Genomic DNA, 19,324 nt, shown 5'->3' with positions numbered 1-19,324 from the left:
GGTGCGCGTCGGGGCCGCCGACGCGGCGGCCCGTTCTCGAGGAGAGGGAGCCCCAGTGGCGCGAACCACCACGAACACCCCGAGCGGCCGCCGACGCCGCTCGCTGATCGGCTCGAGCGCGATGATCGGAGCGGGCGCCCTCGTCGCCGGCTTCGCCTTCGCGCCGACGGCGAGCGCCGTCGAGCCGGTCGACTTCGCCGACACCGTCACCGTCGACGGCATCATGACCCACTTGGAGGCGCTCCAGTCGATCGCGGACGCCAACGGCGGCACCCGCGCTATCGGCACCCCGGGCTACGAGCTGAGCGGCGAGTACGTGGAGAAGGTCCTCGCGGACGCCGGCTACACGACGCAGCGCCAGGACTTCACCACCGCGACGCAGACGGTCGACGCGTTCACGCTGACCACCGGGACCGGCGCCGTCGGCACCCCGATGGAGTTCACCCCGTCGACGCCCGAGGGCGGCGTGACCGGCGAGCTCATCGCCCCCGTCGATCCGCTCGGCTGCACCACGGACGCCTGGACCGGTCTCGACGCCACCGGGAAGGTCGCGCTCGTCAGCCGCGGCTCCTGCAGCTTCCTCGAGAAGTCGGTCGCCGCCGGTGCCGCCGGCGCCGCCGCGATCATCATCTACGACAACGCGCCGAGCGACGCCCTCAACGGGACGTTCGGCGGACAGGACGAGGCCGCCGTCCCCGGCGTCGGCGTCACGCAGGCCGAGGGGCAGGCGCTGCTGGCGTCGCTCCCCGCGAGCGTCTCGGTCCTCATCGACCAGACGACGACCGAGGTGGAGACCTTCAACATCGTCACGGAGACTCCGGGCGGCGACCACGACAACGTGGTCATGCTCGGCGCGCACCTCGACAGCGTGCCCGCCGGCCCCGGCATCAACGACAACGGCTCCGGATCCGCGACGCTGCTCGAGACGGCCGTGCAGCTGGCCGCCGCGGGCGACACGACCAACGCGGTCCGCTTCGCCTGGTGGGGCGCCGAGGAGGTGGGCCTGGTCGGCTCCTACACCTACGTCGACTCCCTGACGGAGGAGGACGCCTCGAAGATCGCGACCTACATGAACTTCGACATGGTCGCCTCGCCGAACTACGTGATCTCCGTCTACGACGCGGACCAGTCCACCTACGAGGCCCCCGTGGACGTGCCCGCCGGCTCGATCGCGACCGAGAAGGCGTTCACCGACTACTTCGACTCGATCGACCAGCCCTGGATCGACACCGCGTTCGACGGACGCAGCGACTACGACGGCTTCATCTCGGTCGGCATCCCGTCCTCGGGCGTCTTCACCGGCGCCGACGACGTCAAGACGGAGGAGGAGGTCGCGCTGTTCGGCGGCACCGCCGGCATCACGCACGACCCGAACTACCACTCCGCCGCCGATGACATCGACAACATCAACCAGGAGGCGCTCGGCATCACGTCGAAGGCCATCGCCTTCGTGACCGCCTCGTTCGCCGCGGACACCTCCGCGATCGACGCCGAGAAGGACCCGACCACGCCGACTCCGACGCCGGAGCCCACCGTGGCCCCGACCGCCGAGCCGACCGTCGCTCCGACCGCGCAGCCGACCGTCGCCCCGACGACCGCGCCCACCACCGCACCGACGGCGGCTCCCACTCCGAGCAGCACGCCGACCGCCGTGGCGCCGCAGCCCGGCGGCCGCCCGCCCCTGGCCTCGACGGGCGCCGACATCGGCCTGCCGCTGGGCCTCGGCGGACTGCTGATCGCCGGCGGCGTCGGCGGGCTCCTGCTCGCCGCGCTGCGCCGCCGGAGCGCCGAGCGCGGCTAGCCGCCACCGCCCCGGAGCCGTCCGGCCGTCGCTCCGCGACGACCGGGCGGCTCCGTCGTTCCGCCCTGAGGGGACCCCGGACCGTCGAGCTGCGGCGGGTCCCTTCGACGGTCGGGGGCTCCCTCACGTCCGACAGGGCTTCCGGCGGCCGGGGGACACGGTGTTCACTGGGCGCATGCGAGCCATCTGGAAGGGCGCGATCACCTTCGGCCTGGTCAACGTGCCGGTGAAGATCTACAGCGCGACCGAGGACCACGACATCCCGCTGCACCAGGTCCACGACAAGGACGGCGGACGGATCCGGTATCAGCGCAAGTGCGAGATCTGCGGCGAGGTCGTCACCTTCGACCACATCGACAAGGCCTACGACGACGGCGAGCGCACCGTGGTCCTGTCCAAGGACGAGCTCAAGGCGCTGCCGGAGGAGCGCGACCGTGAGATCGACGTCGTGCAGTTCGTGCCCAGCGAGCAGGTCGACCCGATCATGTTCGACCGCGCCTACATCCTGGAGCCCGACTCCTCCTCCCCCAAGGCCTACGTCCTGCTGCGCCGCACCCTCGAGCAGACGGACCGCACCGCGATCGTCGAGTTCGCGCTGCGGCAGAAGACCCGCCTCGCCGCGCTGCGCGTGCGCGGCAAGCTCCTGATGCTGCAGACCCTGCTCTGGGCGGACGAGGTGCGGGAGGTCGAGTTCCCGTCGCTGGAGGGCAGCACCCGGATCGCGGCGCGCGAGCTCGAGATGTCGGCGCACCTGGTCGACTCCTACTCCGAGGACTTCGACGCCGCGAAGTTCCACGACGCGTACCAGGAGGAGCTGCGCACGCTGATCGACGCCAAGATCGAGCAGGGCGACGCCCTCGACACCGCCGCGACCTTCGGCGAGGCGCCGGAGGAGGAGGGCGGCGGCGAGGTGCTCGACCTGATGGAGGCGCTCAAGCGCTCGGTCGAGCGCAGCCGCGGGGCGAAGGGTGCGCCGGCGGAGGAGGCTCCCGCCGAGAAGAAGGCGGCGACGACGCCTGCCCCGAAGAAGGCGGCGAAGGCTCCGGCGACGACCGCCGCGAAGAAGAAGCCCGCGGCGAAGAGAGCCGACCCGGAGAAGGGCGCCGAAGCGCCTGCGAAGAAGCGGACCCCGAAGAAGACCGCGGCGGCGGAGAAGGCGGCGTCCTAGCCCCGCCGGATGCGGAGGGTCGGGGTCGGACGGAGCCTCAGGCCCGCTCGGCCGCCCGGTCGGGCTCGTCGGCCGCGTCCAGCTCGTCCACGTCGTCGAGGTCGACCGCGACCGAGCTGACCAGCGCGAGCAGCGCCTCCGCGTAGGCGTTCTCGGCCGCCGCGTCCTCGAAGGTCCGCGCCCGGCCGCCGAGCTCGACCTCGACGGCGAACCGCGTCTCCGGCTCGGCGAGGCGACGGAGGGAGCGGAAGGTCCCGCGGAGGAGCTCGCGCAGCTGGTCCTCCCGCGGCAGCCAGAGCGAGTCCTCCAGGGAGACGGAGTCGAGCGCCCATTCCGTGGTGCCGTTGAAGCCGAGGACGGTCCCGCTCGGGTACTCGTGCGCCTCGATGGTCATGTCGCTGACGGTGAAGACGTCGCCGTCGAAGCCCTCCCGCTCGATGCGGAAGCGGTCACCGGTGCGGGGCGTCCAGCGCACGCCCGCCGTGCGCAGGGCACGGGCCAGCTCGAAGGAGATCATCCGACGAGTGTGGCCCGCGAAGCCGCGAACGCGCCGCGAGCGGCACCCGCGCGCCCCGATGTCGGTGGATGAGTTTACGTTCATGAAACGTCCGGTTCACAGGCCGGGCACCCGCACTGCATAGCGTGACCATGCGTGCCCCTTCCGGGGGTGCGCCGGCCGCGCCGCGCGGCGACGACGCTGCGACCGCTCTTCCGAGCGGCGATCGAGAGGACCACCATGCCCGACTCTCCCACCCCGCCCGACCGCCGCCGGAGGCGCGGGCTCGGCCTGGCGGCCCTGACCGGACTGGCCCTGGCGGCCGCTCCGCTGGTCGCGACCTCCGCCGCGGCCGCGCCCTCGGGCGACGAGCTCGTCATCAGCGAGGTCTTCGCCCGCGGAGGCTCCGCCGGTGCCGCGTTCAGCAACCGCTACGTGGAGCTCTACAACCCCACCGCCGCCGAGATCGCCCTCGGCGGCCTCTCGATCCAGTACCGCTCGGCGACCGGCACCGCGAATCCCACCACGACCGTGCCGCTCACCGGCTCGGTGCCCGCCGGCGGCCACTTCCTGCTCGCCGGCGCCAGCAACGGCACCAACGGCGCGGCCCTGCCGACGCCCGACCAGAGCGCGAACGGCCTCAACATGGCCGCCGCGGGCGGCACCCTCTTCCTCGTCGACGGGACCTCGGCGCTCGTGGCGCCGCCCACCGGCGCCGCCGCCCAGCCGGACGCGGTGATCGACCTCGTCGGCTACGGCACCTCGAACACCTTCGAGTCGTCCGTCGCCACGGTCCCCTCGCTCACCCAGACGATCGCCCGCGCGGACACCGCCACCGGCGACACCGACGTCAACTCGGCCGACTTCGCGCTCGGCGCACCGACCCCGCAGGCCGCGGGCGGAGGATCCGAGCCCGAGCCCACGACGCCGCCGACGACCACCCCGCCGACCACTCCCCCGACCACCCCGCCGGCCGAGATCCCGGCCGTCTCCATCGCGGAGATCCAGGGCACCGGCGACGGGTCGCCGCTCGTCGGCAGCACCGTCACCACCTCCGGCGTCGTCACCGCGCGCTACCCGTCCGGCGGCTACAACGGCTACGTCATCCAGACCCCCGGCACCGGCGGCGAGAGCTCGCGCACGGCCTCCGACGCCGTCTTCGTCTTCTCCTCCGCCTCCGTCGGGTCGGTCGCGATCGGCGACCACCTGCGCATCACCGGCGAGGTGAGCGAGTACAACGGCCTGACCGAGCTCACCCCGACCTCGGCCGCGACCGTCGTGAAGCTCGACGACGCCGCCGCAGCGCCGGTCCCGGCCGCTGTCGCGCTCCCCCGCACCGCCGCCGAGCGCGAGGTGCTCGAGAGCATGCTGATCGCTCCGCAGGGCGCCTACACGGTCACCGACACCTTCGACCTGAACAGCTTCGGCTCGGTCGGCCTCGCCGCCGGCACGTCCCCGCTGCTCACGCCGACCGAGGTCGCCCGCCCCGGCTCGCCGGAGCTCGCGGCCGTCGTCGCCGACAACGCCGCCCGCGCGATCACCCTCGACGACGGCGCCTCGATCAACTTCCTCGGCGCCGCCGCGAACAAGGCGATCCCGCTGCCCTACCTCACCACCACCGCGCCGATCCGCGTGGGTGCTCCGGCGACCTTCACCCGCCCCGTCGTCCTCGACTACCGCAACGGCGGCTGGGCCTTCCAGCCCACCACGCAGCTGACCGTCGAGAACGCCAGCGACGTGCAGCCCGCGACCTTCGCGAACACCCGGACCGCGAAGCCCGAGGCCGTCGGCGGCGACCTGTCGATCGCGTCCTTCAACGTGCTCAACTACTTCTCCACCACCGGCGACTCGATCACCGGCTGCACCTTCTACACCGACCGCGACGGCGACCCCGTCACGGTCAACAGCGGCTGCGACGCCCGCGGAGCGGCGAACGCCGATGACCTCGAGCGCCAGCAGGCCAAGATCGTGACCGCGATCAACACCCTCGGCGCGGGCGTCGTCTCGCTCGAGGAGATCGAGAACTCGGCCAAGTTCGGCAAGCCGCGCGACGAGGCCCTCGCCACCCTGACCGCCGCGCTGAACTCGGCGGCCGGCTCCGAGGTCTGGGCCTACGTCCCCTCCCCCGCAGCGCTCCCCGCGCTCGCGGACGAGGACGTCATCCGCACCGCCTTCATCTACAAGAAGGCCGTCATCGAGCCGGTCGGCGAGTCCGTCGTGCTCAACGACACGGTGAACTTCTCGAACGCCCGCAAGCCCCTCGCCCAGGAGTTCCGCCTCCTCGGCGACAGCGCCAGCGAGTTCGTCGCGATCGTGAACCACTTCAAGTCGAAGGGCTCCGGATCCGGCGCCGACGCCGACCAGGGCGACGGCCAGGGCGCCTCGAACGCCTCGCGCGTGAAGCAGGCGACCGCCCTCGTCGCCTTCGCCGACCGCCTCCGCACCGAGAAGGCCACCGAGCTCGTCTACCTGCTGGGCGACTTCAACGCCTACTCGAAGGAGGACCCGGTGAAGGTGATCACCGACGCCGGCTACATCGACCAGGGTGCGAAGGACGGCAAGTACTCGTACTCGTTCGACGGCGCGGTCGGCTCGCTGGACCACGTCTTCGCCTCGCCCGCCGCCGACAGGACGGTCACCGGGGTCGACACCTGGAACATCAACAGCGGCGAGTCCGTGGCACTGGAGTACAGCCGCTACGACTACAACGCGACGATCTTCTACGACACCTCGGCGTACCGCTCCAGCGACCACGACCCGGTCGTCGTCGGCCTCGACCTGCCCGAGACCCGGACGGACCCGGAGCCCGAGCCCGTCACGGTCATCGACGTCGCGACCACCGCCTCCACCAAGCGCCTCGCCGTCGTGCGGACGCTGACGGTGTCGGCGGTGAACAACGGCGACGAGACGGTCTCGATCGAGATCACGACGGCGTACGGCAGCAAGACGAAGAAGACGGTCAAGCCCGGCCAGTCGTTCACGGTCAAGACCGTGACCGTCTTCAAGCCCATCAAGGCCGGCACGGCGACCATCGAGGTCACCGCGCCCGACGGCACCGAGCGCGTCTACAAGCAGGCGTACCGCGGCGCCTGATCCCGCGCGACCCCTGACCTCGACGAGCTCCGGCTCCTAGAGTTCGGGGATGCCCGAGGGAGACAGTGTGCACCGTCTCGCCGCCCGCCTCAGGCGGGCGGCGGACGGTCGCACCGTCCTCGAGGGCGAGCTGCGCTCCGGGGACGCGGCCGGCACCTCCCTCGCCGGGCTGAGGATCCTCGAGCACGACACCCACGGCAAGCACCTCCTCACCCGCTTCTCCGGCGGAACGACCCTGCACACCCACCTGCGGATGCAGGGCTCCTGGACCGTGACCGCTCCCGGCCGAGCGGTCCCCCGCTCGGTGCAGAAGGACGTCCGCGTCCGCCTCCGCCTCGACGACGACTCGACCGTGTGGGGCATCGACCTCCCGGTCGTCGAGCTAATCGCCACCCGCGACGAGCCGCGCGCCGTCGGGCACCTCGGGCCCGACCCTCTCCGCGCGGACTGGGACGCCGACGAGGCCGTCCGGCGCCTCTCCCGCCTCCCGGACCGGCCCGTCGTCGCCGCACTCCTCGACCAGCGCTGCCTCGCGGGTCTCGGCAACCTCTGGGCCAACGAGGTCTGCTTCCTCCGCGGGGTCTGGCCCTGGCGGCCGATCGGCTCCCTCGACGTCCGCGCCCTCGTGGCGACCGCGGCGAGAGGCCTCCGCGCCTCCGTCACGATCCCGGGGATGTTCCAGACCACCACCGGTGACACCCGCCGCGGCGAGCGGCACTGGGTCGCGGGGCGCGCCGGGCGCCCGTGCCTGCGCTGCGGCACGACGGTGCTCGTCCGCGACGAGGTCCGCGACGACCCCGAGCAGCGCCGCACCTGGTGGTGCCCGCACTGCCAGCCGGAGCAGGCGGCCGCCCCCCGAGCCCGCGTACCGCCGCCTGAAGCCCGCGTACCGCTGCCGACGGCCCGTGCGTAGGCTGGCCGCATGACGAACGAGTGGGGAACCCCGGATCCGTCCGCCCGGCGAGACCGGTCCGCGGAGGTCGTCCCGGCGGCCGCCACCGGCGAGGAGGTGGAGACCGCCCGCGTCGAGGACGCCGAGCGCGCGCTCGCTGTGCGCGAGGTCAAGCGGCGCCGCGACTTCCTGGGATCGGTCGGCGGATGGGCGAGCGTCTCGGCGATCACGACCGCCGTCTGGGTCGGCACAGGGGCCGACGGCTACTTCTGGCCGATCTGGCCGATGATCGGGATCGGGATCGGCGTCGTCGGCCAGGCCGCGTCGATCTGGGGTCCCGCCCGCAAGGAGATCACCGAGGCGGACATCGCCGCCGAGATGCAGCGCCGGGAGAAGCGCGGCCGCTGATCAGTCCAGCCGACCGACCGAGGTGACGCGGACGACGGCCGCACCCTGCTCGTCCGACTCGGCGAGGTCGACGGTCGCCGAGATCCCCCAGTCGTGGTCGCCGGCCGGATCGTCGAGGATCTGCCGCACGAGCCACTGCGTCGGCTCCTCCGTGACGAGCAGCATCTTCGGCCCCCGGGCGTCGGGCCCGATGCCGATGCTGTCGTGCTCGTCGTAGTAGTCGTCCAGCGCGGCACCCCACGCGTCGGCGTCGAAGCCGGCGGCGGCGTCGAGCTCGCCGAGCGCCTCGTGGTCGTCGAGGGCGGCGAGGGTCACCCGGCGGAACATCTCGTTGCGCACCAGCACGCGGAAGGCGCGGTGGTTCGCGGTGAGGCGGCGCGGAGCGGGCGGCACGATCGCCTGGTCCGCCGCGTGGAGCGCTGGATTGACCAGCTCCTCCCACTCGTCGACCAGCGAGGAGTCGACCTGGCGCACGAGCTCGCCCAGCCACTCGATCAGGTCGTGCAGCTCCTCGTTCTTCAGCTCGTCGGGGATGGTCTGCCGGGCCGCGCGGAACGCGTCGGACAGGTAGCGCAGCACCAGTCCCTCCGAGCGGGAGAGCTTGTAGAACGCGGTGTACTCGCCGAAGGACATCGCCCGCTCGTACATGTCGCGCACGACCGACTTCGGCGAGAGCTCGAAGTCCTTCACCCACGGCTGCGCGGCGGTGTAGGTCTCGAAGGTCGCCTCGAGGAGCTCCTCGAGCGGCTTGGGGTGCGTGACGGATTCGAGCAGCTCCATCCGCTCCTCGTACTCGATCCCCTCGGCCTTCATCGCGGCGACGGCCTCGCCGCGGGCCTGGAACTGCTGGGCCCCCAGGATCGGGCGCGGGTCGTCGAGGGTCGCCTCGAGCACCGAGATCACGTCGAGCGCGAAGCTCGGCGACTCCGGGTCGAGAACGTCGAACACGGCCAGCGCGAACGGCGAGAGCGGCTGGTTGAGCGCGAAGTTCGGCTGCAGGTCGACGGTCAGGCGGATGCGGGTCACGCCGTCGGCGCCGACGCTCTGCTCGACCACGCCCGCCTCCCGCAGCGTCCGGTAGATGCCGAGCGCCCGGCGGGCCAGCTGCAGCTGCCGCTTCCACGGCTCGTGGTTGTCGAAGATCAGGGCGTGCACGTTCGCGTAGGCGTCGCCGCCGCGGGCGATCACGTTCAGCAGCATCGCCGAGGTGATCGTCATGTGCGAGGTCAGCGTCTCGGGCTCCGCGTCGACGAGCTTGCGGAAGCTCGGCTCCCCCCAGCTGACGAAGCCCTGCGGCGCGCGCTTGGCGACCCACTTCCTCCGCTTCTTCGGGTCGTCGCCCATCTTGTCGAGAGCCTTCCGGTTCTCGGACTCGTGCTCGGGGGCCTGCACGACCACGGTCCCGGCGGTGTCGTACCCCGCGCGACCGGCGCGGCCGGCGATCTGGTGGAACTCGCGGGCCGAGAGCTGGCGGGTCCGGGTGCCGTCGTACTTGGTCAGCGCGGTGAGCAGCACGGTGCGGATCGGGACGTTGATGCCGACGCCGAGGGTGTCCGTGCCGCAGATCACGCGCAGCATGCCCTGCTGGGCGAGCTGCTCGACCAGGCGGCGGTACTTCGGCAGCATGCCCGCGTGGTGCACGCCGATCCCCAGCCGGAGCAGCCGGGAGAGGGTCTTGCCGAACGCGGTGGTGAAGCGGAAGCCGCCGATCACCTCGGCGATGCGGTCGCGGTGCTCGCGGGTGGCGATGTTCGCGCTGGTGAGCGCCTGCGCACGCTCGAGAGCGGCCGCCTGCGAGAAGTGCACGACGTAGACCGGCGACTGGTTCGTCGAGAGCAGCTCCTCGATGGAGTCGTGGATCGGCGCGATCTCGTAGAAGTAGTGCAGCGGCACCGGGCGCTCCACGCCGGTGACCCGGGCGGTCTCCCGGCCCGTACGGCGGCTGAGGTCGGCGGCGAGCGCCGTCACGTCGCCGAGGGTGGCCGACATCAGCACGAACTGCACGTGCGGGAGGGTGAGCAGCGGCACCTGCCACGCCCAGCCGCGCGCCGGGTCCGCGTAGAAGTGGAACTCGTCCATCACGACCTGGTCGACCGGGGTGTCCTCGCCGTGCCGGAGCGCGAGGTTCGCGAGGATCTCGGCCGTGCAGCAGATGATCGGCGCGTCGGCGTTCACCGAGGAGTCGCCGGTGACCATCCCGACGTTGGAGGCGCCGAAGACGTCGACCAGCGCGAAGAACTTCTCGGAGACGAGCGCCTTGATCGGCGCCGTGTAGAAGCTGCGGCGTCCGGAGGCGAGCGCCGCGGCGTGCGCGCCGATCGCGACGAGCGACTTCCCGGTGCCGGTGGGCGTCGAGAGGATCAGGTTGGAGCCGGAGGCGATCTCGAGCATGGACTCGTCCTGCGCCGGGTAGAGCGGGAGGCCGCGCGACTCCGCCCACTCGGTGAAGGCCAGGTAGACCGCGTCGTCGTCGACGCGCCCGTCCGCGTCGGGCGTCGGCATCCGGTCGAGCAGCGTCGAGGTCATCCCCCCATCCTCCCAGCCCGCGGCCCGTCGCTCAGGTGCGATCCGTCACGGACGGCCCGTGCGCCCCCGCCTCACGGGCCGCGGGTGACGGATCGGTCCGCCGGAGCGAGGGCCCCGTCGACGAGTCCGACGACGCGGTCGGCATCGGCCAGCACGGAGGGGTCGTGCGAGACGCAGACCACGGTCGCGCCGCGGTCCGCCTCCGCGCGCAGGACCGACCGGATCCGCTCCGCGCTCGCCGAGTCGAGGCCGGTGGTGGGCTCGTCCAGGAGCAGCAGGCCGGCCCCGCGGGCGAGCCCCTGGGCGAGGAGCGCCCGCTGCCGCTGACCGCCGGAGAGCACCGCGAAGGGCTCCCGGGCGAGCGCGGCGATCTCCATCCGCTCGAGCGCGGTGGCGATCGCGTCCGCCGCGCGCGCGTCGCTGCGGCGGAGGCGGCCGAGCCGACCCCAGGTGCCCACCGCGACCACGTCGCGCACCGTCACCGGGAGGCGGTCCGGGATCGACGCCCGCTGCGGCACGAAGGCGATCGCTCCGGTGACGTCCCGCGTGCCGGACGTCAGTGGACGCACTCCCGCGATCACCTCCAGGAGCGTCGACTTGCCGGCGCCGTTCGGCCCGGCGATCACGGTCAGCGAGCGCGCGGCGACGTCGAGATCGACCCCCGCGAGAGCGCGGCGGGAGCCGAAGTCGACGTGAGCGCCTCGGAGGCGGACCGGGGGCTCGGGCAGGGGTGAGACGTCCATCCCGACGAGCGTACAGGAGTGATAACTGTTCTCATTATCGTGTACGGTCGGGCACCATGCCCAGCCTCCTCGCCGGAATCCTCGAGCCGTTCGCTCTCGACTTCCTCCAGCGCGCCCTCCTCGGCGGCGTCCTCGTCGCGGTCCTCTGCGGCGTCGTCGGCACCTGGGTGGTCCTCCGCGGGATGGCCTTCCTCGGCGAGGCGCTCGCCCACGGGATGCTCCCCGGCGTCGCCCTCGCGACCGTGCTCGGCGCGCCCGTCCTCGTGGGCGGCGCAGCCAGCGCGGTGCTGATGAGCCTCGGCATCGCGGCCCTGCAGCGGCGCGGACGACTGTCCTACGACACCAGCATCGGCCTGCTCTTCGTCGCCATGCTGGCGCTGGGGGTCATCGTGATCTCGCACTCGGGCAGCTTCGCCACGGACGCGACCTCGATCCTCTTCGGCGACATCCTCGCGATCACTCCCGTCGACATCGGACTGCTCGCCGCCGCCGCCGGAGTCGGCCTCCTCGTCGCAGCGGCCTTCCACCGCCCGCTCGTCGCCCTGGCGCTGGATCCGCGCATTGCCGCGGTGCTCGGCCTCGGTCCGCGCTCGGCTCAGGCCGCGCTGGTCGGCCTGGTGACCCTCGCCGTCGTCGCCTCCTACCAGGCGGTCGGCTCGCTCCTCGTCGTCGGGCTCCTGCTGGCTCCCGCGGTGGCCGCCGGTCACTGGACCACGCGCATCCCGACCCGGATGCTGCTCGCGTCGATCCTCGGCGCGGCCTCCGTGCTCGTCGGCCTGCTCGTCTCCTGGCACGCGGCCACGGCCGCGGGCGCCTCGGTCGCCGGCACGGCCATCGCGGTCGCCGCGGTGTCCTGGGCGGTCCGCTCGGCCGCGTCGGCCCTCGCGTCCCGGTCGGGCCCTCAGCTGGTCGCCGCATGAGGCCCTGCCGGCACCGCTCCTCCCCCGCTCACCCTCGAAAGGACTCCGTGCACTCCCGAACCACCGCCTCCACCGTCCTCCTGGGCGCTCTCGCGCTGGGCCTGGCCGCCTGCTCGACCGATGCCTCCGCGCCGGCCGCGGACGACACGGGCTCCGGCCACGGCGCCGTCGCGAACGCCGCCGAGCTCGCCGAGCCGCGCCTGGGGCTGACGACGATCGACCCGTCGGGCGCCGTGTCGCACCTCGACCTCCTCGACGAGACGGTCACCGGCCTCGGCACCATCGGCGCACCGAGCGCGATGACGACCGACGGCCGCTACCTCTTCGCCCAGACCGATGCGGGCGTCGAGATCGTCGACAGCGGCGTGTGGACCTGGGACCACGTGGACCACTTCCACTACTACCGCGCGGACCCCCGCCTGATCGGCACGGTCGAGGGCTCCGGGACGGCCGTCGTCGCCACGACGAACCTCTCGACCACCGGCGGAACCGGACTCTTCTTCCCCGACTCCGGCGAGGCGGTCCTCCTCGACACCGAGGCGCTGTCGAAGGGCGCGATCGTCGAGCGGTTCCGGAAGGACGTCGAGCCCGGACCCGGGATGGTCGTGCCCGTCGGCTCGTCCGCACTGGTGACCGAGGGGTCCGGATCCGGAGCGGCCGTCGCCGGCTACGACTCGGACGGCGAGCCGACGGGTCTCCGCGAGGCCTGCCCCGACCCCGCCGGGACGATCACCACCCGCGTCGGCGCCGTCATCGGCTGCTCCGACGGCGCACTCCTGGCGTCGATCGAGGACGAGGAGCTCATCGTCGAGCGGATCCCCTACCCCGCCGGCACCACCGCGCCACCCGCCGCCTCCTTCGACAACCGCGAGGGCCGCCCCACGGTCGCCGGCCTCGCCGGGGACGCGGGCATCTGGCTCCTCGACACCCGGGAGCGCTCCTGGAGCCTCCTCCCCTCTCCCGCCTCGCTGGCGCAGGTCACCGCGGTGGACGACGCGGACGAGACCGTCCTCGCCCTCGCCGCCGACGGCCGCGTGCTGGTGCTCGACGGCTCCGACGGTGCGGTCCTCGCCGAGACCGCGCCCCTCGTCGCGGACACGACCGCGGACGGCTCGCGGCCCGTCCTGATCGCCGACCAGCAGCGGGCCTACCTCAGCGCGCCCGCCGAGCGGAAGCTGCACGAGATCGACTACGCGGACGGCGCGCGCCTCGCCCGCACCTTCGAGACCGCCACCGAGCCGGCCTTCACGGCGGAGACGGGCCGATGAGGCGCGGCTGGGCCCTCGCCTCCGCCGCGGCGGTCCTGCTCCTGTCGGGCTGCACGTCCGCGGAGGAGGACGAGAGGCCCCTCGTCATCGTCTCCACCAACATCCTCGGCGACGTCGTGGGCGAGCTCGTCGGCGACGAGGCGCAGGTCGTCACGCTGATGAAGCCCGACGCCGACCCGCACTCCTTCGAGATCTCGGCGCAGGAGGCGGCGCGCCTGCGCTCCGCCGACCTCGTCGTCTCGAACGGGCTCGGACTCGAGGAGGGCCTGCAGCAGCACCTCGACGAGGCCTCCGGTGAGGACGTCCCCGCGTTCGTCGCGGGCGACGCCGTCGACGTCCTCGACTACAGCGAGGGCGACGCGGAGGGGAGCCCGGACTCGCACTTCTGGACGGACCCCGGCCGGATGATCGACGTCGTCGACTCCCTCGGGCCCGTGCTCGCCGCGCTCGACGGCGTCGATCCGGCCGCCGTCCGGGACCGGACGGCCGGCTACCGCGCCGAGCTCGAGCGGCTCGACTCCGAGATGGCCGCGGCGTTCGCCGCGATCCCGGCCGAGCGCCGCGCCCTCGTCACCAACCATCACGTCTTCGGGTACCTCGCCGACCGCTTCGACTTCGACGTCGTCGGCGCCGTCATCCCGGGAGGCACGACCCTCGCGGCGCCGTCCGCCTCCGACCTCGCCGATCTCGTCGACGCGGTCGAGCAGACCGGCGTCCCCACGATCTTCGCGGAGTCCTCGTCTCCCGACCGCCTGGTCCAGGCGCTGGCGAGCGAGGCCGACATCCGCGTGGAGGTGGTCGAGCTGTTCACGGAGTCCCTGACGGGGCCCGAGGGCGGCGCTCCCGACTACCTCGCCATGATGCGCGTCAACACGCAGCGCATCGCCACCGGGCTCTCCCCGTGAGCCCTCCGATCCACCACCAGGAAGAAGAAGCACCCATGCAGAATCCCCACGTCCGGCGGGCGGGCCTCGGCCTGATCGCCGCCTGCTCGATCACGGTCCTCGCGGCCTGCTCGTCGAGCTCGAACCCGGCCGCCGAGTCCTCCGCGTCCACCGCGCCGGCCACCGAGGCCGCGGCGGCCGCCGGCGCCCGCGTCGCCGTCGCCTACGAGGGCGGCATCCTCGTCCTCGACGGCGAGACCCTCGAGACCGTCGCGGACCTGGACTCCGAGGAGTTCACCCGCCTCAACCCCGCCGGCGACGACCGCCACGTCATGGTCACCATGAGCGAGGGGTTCCAGCTCCTCGACACCGCCGCCGGCACCGGCGGCGAGCCTGAGCTGACGGACATCGTCTTCCCCGCGGACACCCCGGGCCACGTCGTCCGGCACGCCGGGAAGACCGTCCTCTACGCCGACGGCACGAGCGACACGACCGTCCTCGAGACCGCCGACCTGGCGTCCTCGGACGGGATGCCCGAGACCGAGACCATCCCGGGAGTCGAGGCGCACCACGGCGTCTCTATCGTCCTCGAGGACGGCACCTTCCTCACCACGGTCGGTGACGCCGACGGGCGCACCGGCATCGAGGTGCGCGACGCCTCCGGCGCCGTGACGGCCACGAACGACCAGTGCCCCGGTGTCCACGGAGAGGGCACGGCCGAGAACGAGGTCGTCGTCTTCGGCTGCGAGAACGGCGCCCTGGTCTACGACGGCGGCGAGATCACGAAGCTCGAGGCTCCAGACCAGCCGTACGGCCGCATGGGCAACGCCTGGGTCAGCGAGACCAGCCCGATCATCGTCGGCGACTACAAGGACGACCGCGACGCCGAGGGCTACCTCCTGCACCGCGTGGCGCTGATCGACACCGAGGCGAAGACCCTCGACGTCGTCGACCTGCCCGAGGGCGTCGAGTACACCTTCCGCGGCGTCGCCCGCGGCCCCGACGACCTGGCGTACATGATCGCCTCGGACGGCGCGATCCACGTCCTCGACCCCGGGACCGGCGAGCTGACCGCCTCCTACCCCGTCGTCGACGCCTGGGAGAGCCCGGTCGAGTGGCAGGACCCGCACCCCGCGATCACGGTCGCCGGGGACATCGCCTACGTGACCGACCCGGCCGCCGACAGCATCCACGCCGTCGACCTCACCACGGGAGAGGTCGTCGCCACGGGCGAGCTCGACGTCACGCCGAACGAGATCGCCGTCGCCGCGAGCTGACCATCGGCACGGAGGAGGGGCGCGGGGCCGTGGGCTCCGCGCCCCTCCTGTTCACCTGGAGGGGCCAGGATCTCCGCATGACGACCGACTTCGATCTCGACCAGGTGGTGCGCGACGTGACCGCGAACGTGCGCAAGAAGTTCCCCGACCACTCCGAGGAGCAGGTCGCGCCGCTCGTGCGCGAGGAGCTCGCGGACCTGCAGGACCGGCCCGTGCAGGACTACCTGACGGTGCTCACGGAGCGAGCGGTCAAGCGCCGCCTCAAGCGTGAGGCGCGCGGGGAGTAGACCGGGTCAGGCGAGCGCCCGCTCGATCGACGCCCGCAGCGCCGGAGCCGGCCGGAACGCGCCCGCCTCCTCCGCCTCGAGGAGCGCCTGCGCGTCCGCCGGGCTGTGCTCGCGGTACCAGCGGTCGACCGGGACGCCGTGCCCGGGCCGGCTCAGGACCTCGACGGCGTCGCCCGCCTCCACCGATCCGCGGTGCAGCACCCGCAGGTACGCGCCGGTGCGCCCCTCGTCGGCGAAGCGCTTCACCCACTGCGGCTCTCCGAGGGCCCGCTGGAACGTCGCGCACGGCGTCCGCGGCATCGTCACCTCGACCTCGACCGCCTCGCCGATCCGCCAGCGCTCGCCGATCACGGCTCCGCTCACGTCGAGGCCCGCGATCCGCAGGTTCTCGCCGAGCATCCCCGCGGCCACCGGCCGCCCCAGGCGCTCCGCCCACCAGAGCGCGTCCTCCTCGGAGTAGGCGTAGAGCGCCCTGTCGAGGCCGCCGTGGTGCGCGCGATCGGCCTGCACGTCGCCGTAGAGGCCCAGGTCGCGCACTCCGACGGGACCCTCGACCGGCCGCTTGTCGATCGCGGTCACGCCGACCGTGCCGGAGTCGGGCAGGAGGCGGGCGACGCGGCACACGGCGAGCAGGCGGGGCATGCCGCCATGGTGCCAGCACTAGGCTCGCCGCGTGCGCGACGCGACCGCTCCTCCCCGGCTCGACCCCCTCCTCCTCGACGGCCTCGCCGAGGGGTACGCCGGGGACACGGGCGCCCGGGAGCTCGCCGAAGGACTGCGCTTCGCCGGCACCGACCTCACCGGCGCCGATCTCACCGCGGCCTCCTTCAGCGAGTGCGTGCTGGAGGGAGTGGTCCTGGACGGCGCCCAGCTGCGGGCCGCGTCGATCGCGGAGTCGCGGCTCGAGCGGCTGGACGTCCCCGGGCTCTCGGCGCCGCGGAGCCGGCTCCGATCCGTCGAGCTGCTCGCCTCGCGGCTGGGCTCGGCCGAGCTCTACGAGAGCACCTGGGAGCAGGTGCGCGTGGCCGACTGCAAGCTCGGCTACCTGAACCTCCGCGGCGCCGCGGTGCGCGACGTGCTGCTCGAGCGCTGCACGATCGACGAGCTCGACCTGGCGGGTGCGACCGGCACGCGGCTGCGCCTGGTCGACTGCGACGTCCGCTCCCTCGATCTCTCCCGGGCCCGGATCGAGCACCTCGATCTGCGCGGCGCCGAGCTGCACGTGCTCACCGGGCTGGACGGCCTCCGCGGCGCCACCCTCTCCGAGCTGCAGCTCAGCCTGCTGCTGCCGCTGTTCGCGGAGCACTTCGGGGTGCGGGTGGGCTGAGCCGGCGGTCCGCCTAGCGCCGGCGGGCGATCAGCCGCGTCAGAGCGCGGCGGCCGAGGAGGAACACGGCCAGCACGACGGCCGTCACGATCACGAAGCTCCACTGCACGCCCTGCCCGGAGGCGATCCGCAGGAGCATCCCGCCCGCGACGGTCACCGCCCAGACGACGAGCCCGGCGGGCACGATCCGGTCCGGGGAGCGCCACGAGCGCGTGACGACCCAGCCGAGCAGGAGCGCCGCCAGGAACGGCCAGAGCGTGGTGAGCAGGCCGATCAGCGCCGACCCCTCGTCGTGGCTCCCGCGGCCGATCAGCACGAAGACCAGGACGAGCACGGCGTCGAGGGCGAGGCCGAGCCCCGCGTGCCGGGTCATGCGGGCTCCGTCACGAAGTCGATGAGCTGCTCGACCCGGCCCAGCAGCGCCGGCTCCAGGTCCTGGAAGGTCCGCACCCGGCCGAGGATGCGCTGCCAGGCGCGCGCGATGTCGGCCTGCTCCTCGTGCGGCCAGCCGAGCGCCTCGCAGATCCCGTGCTTCCACTCGGTGCCGCGCGGGATCTCGGGCCAGCGCTCCAGGCCGATCCGGCCGGGCTTCACGGCCTGCCAGACGTCGATGTAGGGGTGGCCGACGACGAGGATGTGGGCGCCGTGCGGACCGGCGGCGACCTGCTCGGCGATCCGCGACTCCTTCGAGCCGCGCACCAGGTGGTCGACGAGCACGCCGATGCGGCGCCCCGGACCGGGCCGGAACTCTCGCACCAGCTCGTCGAGGTTGTCGACGCCCTCGATGTACTCGACGACGACGCCCTCGACCCGCAGGTCGTGGCCCCAGACCTTCTCGACCAGCTCGGCGTCGTGCCGGCCCTCGACGTAGATGCGGCTGGGCAGGGCGACCCGCGCCTTCGCGTCGGCGACGTGGAAGGAGCCGGAGGCGGAGCGCGCGCGACCGAGGCCGGCGTCGCGCTTCAGCCCGGGCGCCTTCAGCGACACGGGCTTCCCCTCGAGGAGGAACCCGGGCCCCAGCGGGAACACGCGGACCTTGCCGAACCGGTCCTCCAGCCGCACCATCCGCAGCTCCACGCCGAGCACGGCACCCACGAAGCCGGAGGCGACCTCCTCGACCACCAGATCGCGCTCGGCCTCGACCACCGCCACCTCGACCCTGCCGCGGGCGCGCCAGTCGCCGGCGAGCACGTCCTGCCCGTACCTGTCCTCGTCCATCGCACCGAGGGTAGCCGGAGGCGCGCGGGGCGCCGCGCGGACACGGCGCATGCACCTCTGCTTACATGAGCAGATGACCGAGGACCTCGAACCCGCCGCCGAGCTCTTCAAGGTGCTGTCCTCCTCCTCCCGGCTGCGCCTGCTCCGGGCCCTCGCCGAGGAGACGTCGACGGTCGGGCGGCTGGCCGAGGTGACCGGGCTCTCGCAGCCGCTGGTCTCGCAGCACCTGCGGATGCTCCGCACCGCCGGGCTGGTCGCGGTCGAGCGCGTGGGCCGCGAGGCGCACTACTCCGTCGCCGACACCCACGTCACGCACATCGTCGACGACGCTGTCCGGCACGCCCTGGAGGGGTGACCTCCGTCCTTGTCGGGAACGATGATCGCTCTCGATTAGGCGCATCCATTGCAATGCGTTTATGGATCTGGTCGACTGGAGCCCGTCGCGTCCGCGGCCCCCGCATCCGGAAAGGCAGCACCATGAGCACCACCGATCTCCACGCCGAGCACCCCGTCACCGAGCACGAGCACGGCGAGGGCTGCGGCCACCCGGCCGTGCAGCACGAGGACCACGTCGACTACGTCCACGGCACGCACCACCACGCCCTGCACGGCGACCACTACGACGAGCACGAGTCGGAGGCCGAGCACTCGACCGCCGACCACGAGCACGGCGACGCCTGCGGCCACGAGACCGTGCAGCACGACGACCACGTGGACTTCGTCCACGACGGCCACAAGCACGCCGCTCACTCCGGCCACTACGACGAGCACTGAGGCCGTGCGCGACGGGAGGGCTCGCACCCTCCCGTCGGCGCTCAGCCCTGACGGGCCTTGAAGCGCGGGTTCAGCTTGTTGATCACGAAGACGCGGCCGCGGCGGCGGACGACCTGCGATCCGGGCTGCGCCTTCATCGACCTGAGGGAGTTGCGGACCTTCACGGATGCTCCTGTCGTTAATGAGAACTGTTATCGATAGAGTAGCGGTCCATGGAGCCCCACCACCCCGCACCCCCCGTC

Annotated in this window: 20 protein-coding genes; 13 read left to right on the top strand and 7 right to left on the bottom strand. The window is 72.9% G+C overall.

Annotated elements, in window-relative coordinates; translation table 11 throughout:
• Window positions 1–55: 55 nt before the first annotated feature.
• Window positions 56–1,801 carry a M28 family metallopeptidase gene (locus C5C10_RS13020; protein WP_104329434.1) on the top strand — a complete coding sequence of 582 codons (1,746 nt, stop codon included), beginning with the start codon at window positions 56–58 and terminating at the stop codon, window positions 1,799–1,801.
• 175 nt (window positions 1,802–1,976) lie between these two features.
• Window positions 1,977–2,969, top strand: a complete 993-nt coding sequence (locus C5C10_RS13015; RefSeq protein ID WP_104329433.1) for a Ku protein — start codon at window positions 1,977–1,979, stop codon at window positions 2,967–2,969.
• A gap of 37 nt (window positions 2,970–3,006) precedes the next feature.
• Here the strand turns inward: C5C10_RS13015 and C5C10_RS13010 are convergent, their stop codons facing one another.
• Window positions 3,007–3,486, bottom strand: coding sequence for a pilus assembly protein CpaE (locus C5C10_RS13010; protein ID WP_244229602.1), 480 nt, complete (start codon window positions 3,484–3,486; stop codon window positions 3,007–3,009).
• 219 nt (window positions 3,487–3,705) lie between these two features.
• Here C5C10_RS13010 and C5C10_RS13005 point away from each other — a divergent pair, with 219 nt between their 5' ends.
• Genes C5C10_RS13005 through C5C10_RS12995 form a run of 3 tightly spaced genes read left to right on the top strand, consistent with a single transcriptional unit; the run spans window position 3,706 to window position 7,858 of the window.
• On the top strand, window positions 3,706–6,558 hold the full coding sequence (locus C5C10_RS13005; RefSeq protein ID WP_104329432.1) for an ExeM/NucH family extracellular endonuclease: 2,853 nt from the start codon (window positions 3,706–3,708) through the stop codon (window positions 6,556–6,558).
• Between the two features lie 49 nt (window positions 6,559–6,607).
• Complete coding sequence (locus tag C5C10_RS13000) at window positions 6,608–7,471, top strand: DNA-formamidopyrimidine glycosylase family protein (RefSeq protein ID WP_104329431.1); 864 nt, start codon at window positions 6,608–6,610, stop codon at window positions 7,469–7,471.
• A 9-nt stretch (window positions 7,472–7,480) separates the two neighbouring features.
• Window positions 7,481–7,858, top strand: coding sequence for a 2TM domain-containing protein (locus C5C10_RS12995; protein ID WP_104329430.1), 378 nt, complete (start codon window positions 7,481–7,483; stop codon window positions 7,856–7,858).
• Here C5C10_RS12995 and C5C10_RS12990 read toward each other — a convergent pair whose 3' ends face one another.
• Together C5C10_RS12990 and aztA are read right to left on the bottom strand one after the other, a co-directional pair.
• A complete protein-coding gene (locus C5C10_RS12990) occupies window positions 7,859–10,384 on the bottom strand; it encodes an RNA helicase (RefSeq protein ID WP_104247346.1) in 2,526 nt (841 codons plus the stop codon).
• Window positions 10,385–10,455: 71 nt separating this feature from the next.
• Window positions 10,456–11,127 (bottom strand): zinc ABC transporter ATP-binding protein AztA, encoded by a 672-nt coding sequence (gene aztA / locus C5C10_RS12985; RefSeq protein WP_104283875.1) that lies wholly within the window; start codon window positions 11,125–11,127, stop codon window positions 10,456–10,458.
• Window positions 11,128–11,183: 56 nt separating this feature from the next.
• Here aztA and aztB point away from each other — a divergent pair, with 56 nt between their 5' ends.
• From aztB to C5C10_RS12960, 5 genes are all read left to right on the top strand, one after another.
• A complete protein-coding gene (gene aztB / locus C5C10_RS12980) occupies window positions 11,184–12,047 on the top strand; it encodes a zinc ABC transporter permease AztB (protein WP_104329429.1) in 864 nt (287 codons plus the stop codon).
• Between the two features lie 47 nt (window positions 12,048–12,094).
• Entirely contained in the window at window positions 12,095–13,315 is a 1,221-nt protein-coding gene (locus C5C10_RS12975; RefSeq protein ID WP_104329428.1) for an ABC transporter, read from the top strand.
• On the top strand, window positions 13,312–14,220 hold the full coding sequence (gene aztC / locus C5C10_RS12970; RefSeq protein ID WP_104222249.1) for a zinc ABC transporter substrate-binding protein AztC: 909 nt from the start codon (window positions 13,312–13,314) through the stop codon (window positions 14,218–14,220). The genes C5C10_RS12975 and aztC overlap by 4 nt, the downstream gene beginning before the upstream one ends.
• A 35-nt stretch (window positions 14,221–14,255) precedes the next feature.
• Window positions 14,256–15,476 (top strand): zinc metallochaperone AztD, encoded by a 1,221-nt coding sequence (gene aztD / locus C5C10_RS12965; protein WP_104329427.1) that lies wholly within the window; start codon window positions 14,256–14,258, stop codon window positions 15,474–15,476.
• A gap of 77 nt (window positions 15,477–15,553) precedes the next feature.
• The gene (locus C5C10_RS12960) at window positions 15,554–15,763 is read left to right on the top strand and encodes a three-helix bundle dimerization domain-containing protein (RefSeq protein WP_104262881.1); all 210 of its coding nucleotides are present in this window, start codon (window positions 15,554–15,556) and stop codon (window positions 15,761–15,763) included.
• Window positions 15,764–15,769: 6 nt separating this feature from the next.
• On the opposite strand, the gene C5C10_RS12955 is transcribed toward C5C10_RS12960, so the two are convergent.
• Window positions 15,770–16,405, bottom strand: a complete 636-nt coding sequence (locus C5C10_RS12955; protein WP_104329426.1) for an MOSC domain-containing protein — start codon at window positions 16,403–16,405, stop codon at window positions 15,770–15,772.
• 31 nt (window positions 16,406–16,436) lie between these two features.
• Between C5C10_RS12955 and C5C10_RS12950 the strand changes: the two genes are divergently transcribed.
• Window positions 16,437–17,090 (top strand): pentapeptide repeat-containing protein, encoded by a 654-nt coding sequence (locus tag C5C10_RS12950; RefSeq protein WP_104329425.1) that lies wholly within the window; start codon window positions 16,437–16,439, stop codon window positions 17,088–17,090.
• Between the two features lie 13 nt (window positions 17,091–17,103).
• Here C5C10_RS12950 and C5C10_RS12945 read toward each other — a convergent pair whose 3' ends face one another.
• Together C5C10_RS12945 and C5C10_RS12940 are read right to left on the bottom strand one after the other, a co-directional pair.
• The gene (locus tag C5C10_RS12945) at window positions 17,104–17,463 is read right to left on the bottom strand and encodes a DUF3054 domain-containing protein (RefSeq protein ID WP_104233715.1); all 360 of its coding nucleotides are present in this window, start codon (window positions 17,461–17,463) and stop codon (window positions 17,104–17,106) included.
• Window positions 17,460–18,308, bottom strand: coding sequence for a DUF3097 domain-containing protein (locus C5C10_RS12940; RefSeq protein WP_104329424.1), 849 nt, complete (start codon window positions 18,306–18,308; stop codon window positions 17,460–17,462). Before C5C10_RS12940 ends, C5C10_RS12945 begins: the two co-directional genes overlap by 4 nt.
• 73 nt (window positions 18,309–18,381) lie before the next feature.
• Here C5C10_RS12940 and C5C10_RS12935 point away from each other — a divergent pair, with 73 nt between their 5' ends.
• Together C5C10_RS12935 and C5C10_RS18230 are read left to right on the top strand one after the other, a co-directional pair.
• Window positions 18,382–18,663: a helix-turn-helix transcriptional regulator gene (locus tag C5C10_RS12935; RefSeq protein ID WP_104222235.1), complete on the top strand. Its 282-nt coding sequence runs from the start codon at window positions 18,382–18,384 to the stop codon at window positions 18,661–18,663.
• Between the two features lie 122 nt (window positions 18,664–18,785).
• Window positions 18,786–19,082: a hypothetical protein gene (locus tag C5C10_RS18230; protein ID WP_104257641.1), complete on the top strand. Its 297-nt coding sequence runs from the start codon at window positions 18,786–18,788 to the stop codon at window positions 19,080–19,082.
• A gap of 41 nt (window positions 19,083–19,123) precedes the next feature.
• On the opposite strand, the gene ykgO is transcribed toward C5C10_RS18230, so the two are convergent.
• The gene (ykgO, locus tag C5C10_RS12925) at window positions 19,124–19,246 is read right to left on the bottom strand and encodes a type B 50S ribosomal protein L36 (RefSeq protein WP_104226896.1); all 123 of its coding nucleotides are present in this window, start codon (window positions 19,244–19,246) and stop codon (window positions 19,124–19,126) included.
• Between the last annotated feature and the right edge of the window lie 78 nt (window positions 19,247–19,324).

Origin of the sequence: Rathayibacter sp. AY1A3 (assembly GCF_002930975.1) — a bacterium.
GTDB lineage: Bacteria > Actinomycetota > Actinomycetes > Actinomycetales > Microbacteriaceae > Rathayibacter.
The sequence above is the reverse complement of the archived record's forward strand: the minus strand, read 5'-3'. Positions and strand labels throughout refer to the sequence as shown.

Coding starts and splice junctions, on each gene's coding strand:
- aztD (WP_104329427.1), top strand. CDS start 14,256: ATGCAGAATCCCCACGTCCGGCGGGCGGGCCTCGGCCTGATCGCCGCC.
- C5C10_RS12945 (WP_104233715.1), bottom strand. CDS start 17,463: ATGACCCGGCACGCGGGGCTCGGCCTCGCCCTCGACGCCGTGCTCGTC.
- C5C10_RS13000 (WP_104329431.1), top strand. CDS start 6,608: ATGCCCGAGGGAGACAGTGTGCACCGTCTCGCCGCCCGCCTCAGGCGG.
- C5C10_RS12955 (WP_104329426.1), bottom strand. CDS start 16,405: ATGCCCCGCCTGCTCGCCGTGTGCCGCGTCGCCCGCCTCCTGCCCGAC.
- C5C10_RS12995 (WP_104329430.1), top strand. CDS start 7,481: ATGACGAACGAGTGGGGAACCCCGGATCCGTCCGCCCGGCGAGACCGG.
- C5C10_RS12940 (WP_104329424.1), bottom strand. CDS start 18,308: ATGGACGAGGACAGGTACGGGCAGGACGTGCTCGCCGGCGACTGGCGC.
- aztB (WP_104329429.1), top strand. CDS start 11,184: ATGCCCAGCCTCCTCGCCGGAATCCTCGAGCCGTTCGCTCTCGACTTC.
- C5C10_RS18230 (WP_104257641.1), top strand. CDS start 18,786: ATGAGCACCACCGATCTCCACGCCGAGCACCCCGTCACCGAGCACGAG.
- C5C10_RS12960 (WP_104262881.1), top strand. CDS start 15,554: ATGACGACCGACTTCGATCTCGACCAGGTGGTGCGCGACGTGACCGCG.
- aztA (WP_104283875.1), bottom strand. CDS start 11,127: ATGGACGTCTCACCCCTGCCCGAGCCCCCGGTCCGCCTCCGAGGCGCT.
- C5C10_RS12935 (WP_104222235.1), top strand. CDS start 18,382: ATGACCGAGGACCTCGAACCCGCCGCCGAGCTCTTCAAGGTGCTGTCC.
- C5C10_RS13010 (WP_244229602.1), bottom strand. CDS start 3,486: ATGATCTCCTTCGAGCTGGCCCGTGCCCTGCGCACGGCGGGCGTGCGC.
- C5C10_RS12990 (WP_104247346.1), bottom strand. CDS start 10,384: ATGACCTCGACGCTGCTCGACCGGATGCCGACGCCCGACGCGGACGGG.
- C5C10_RS13005 (WP_104329432.1), top strand. CDS start 3,706: ATGCCCGACTCTCCCACCCCGCCCGACCGCCGCCGGAGGCGCGGGCTC.
- aztC (WP_104222249.1), top strand. CDS start 13,312: ATGAGGCGCGGCTGGGCCCTCGCCTCCGCCGCGGCGGTCCTGCTCCTG.
- C5C10_RS13015 (WP_104329433.1), top strand. CDS start 1,977: ATGCGAGCCATCTGGAAGGGCGCGATCACCTTCGGCCTGGTCAACGTG.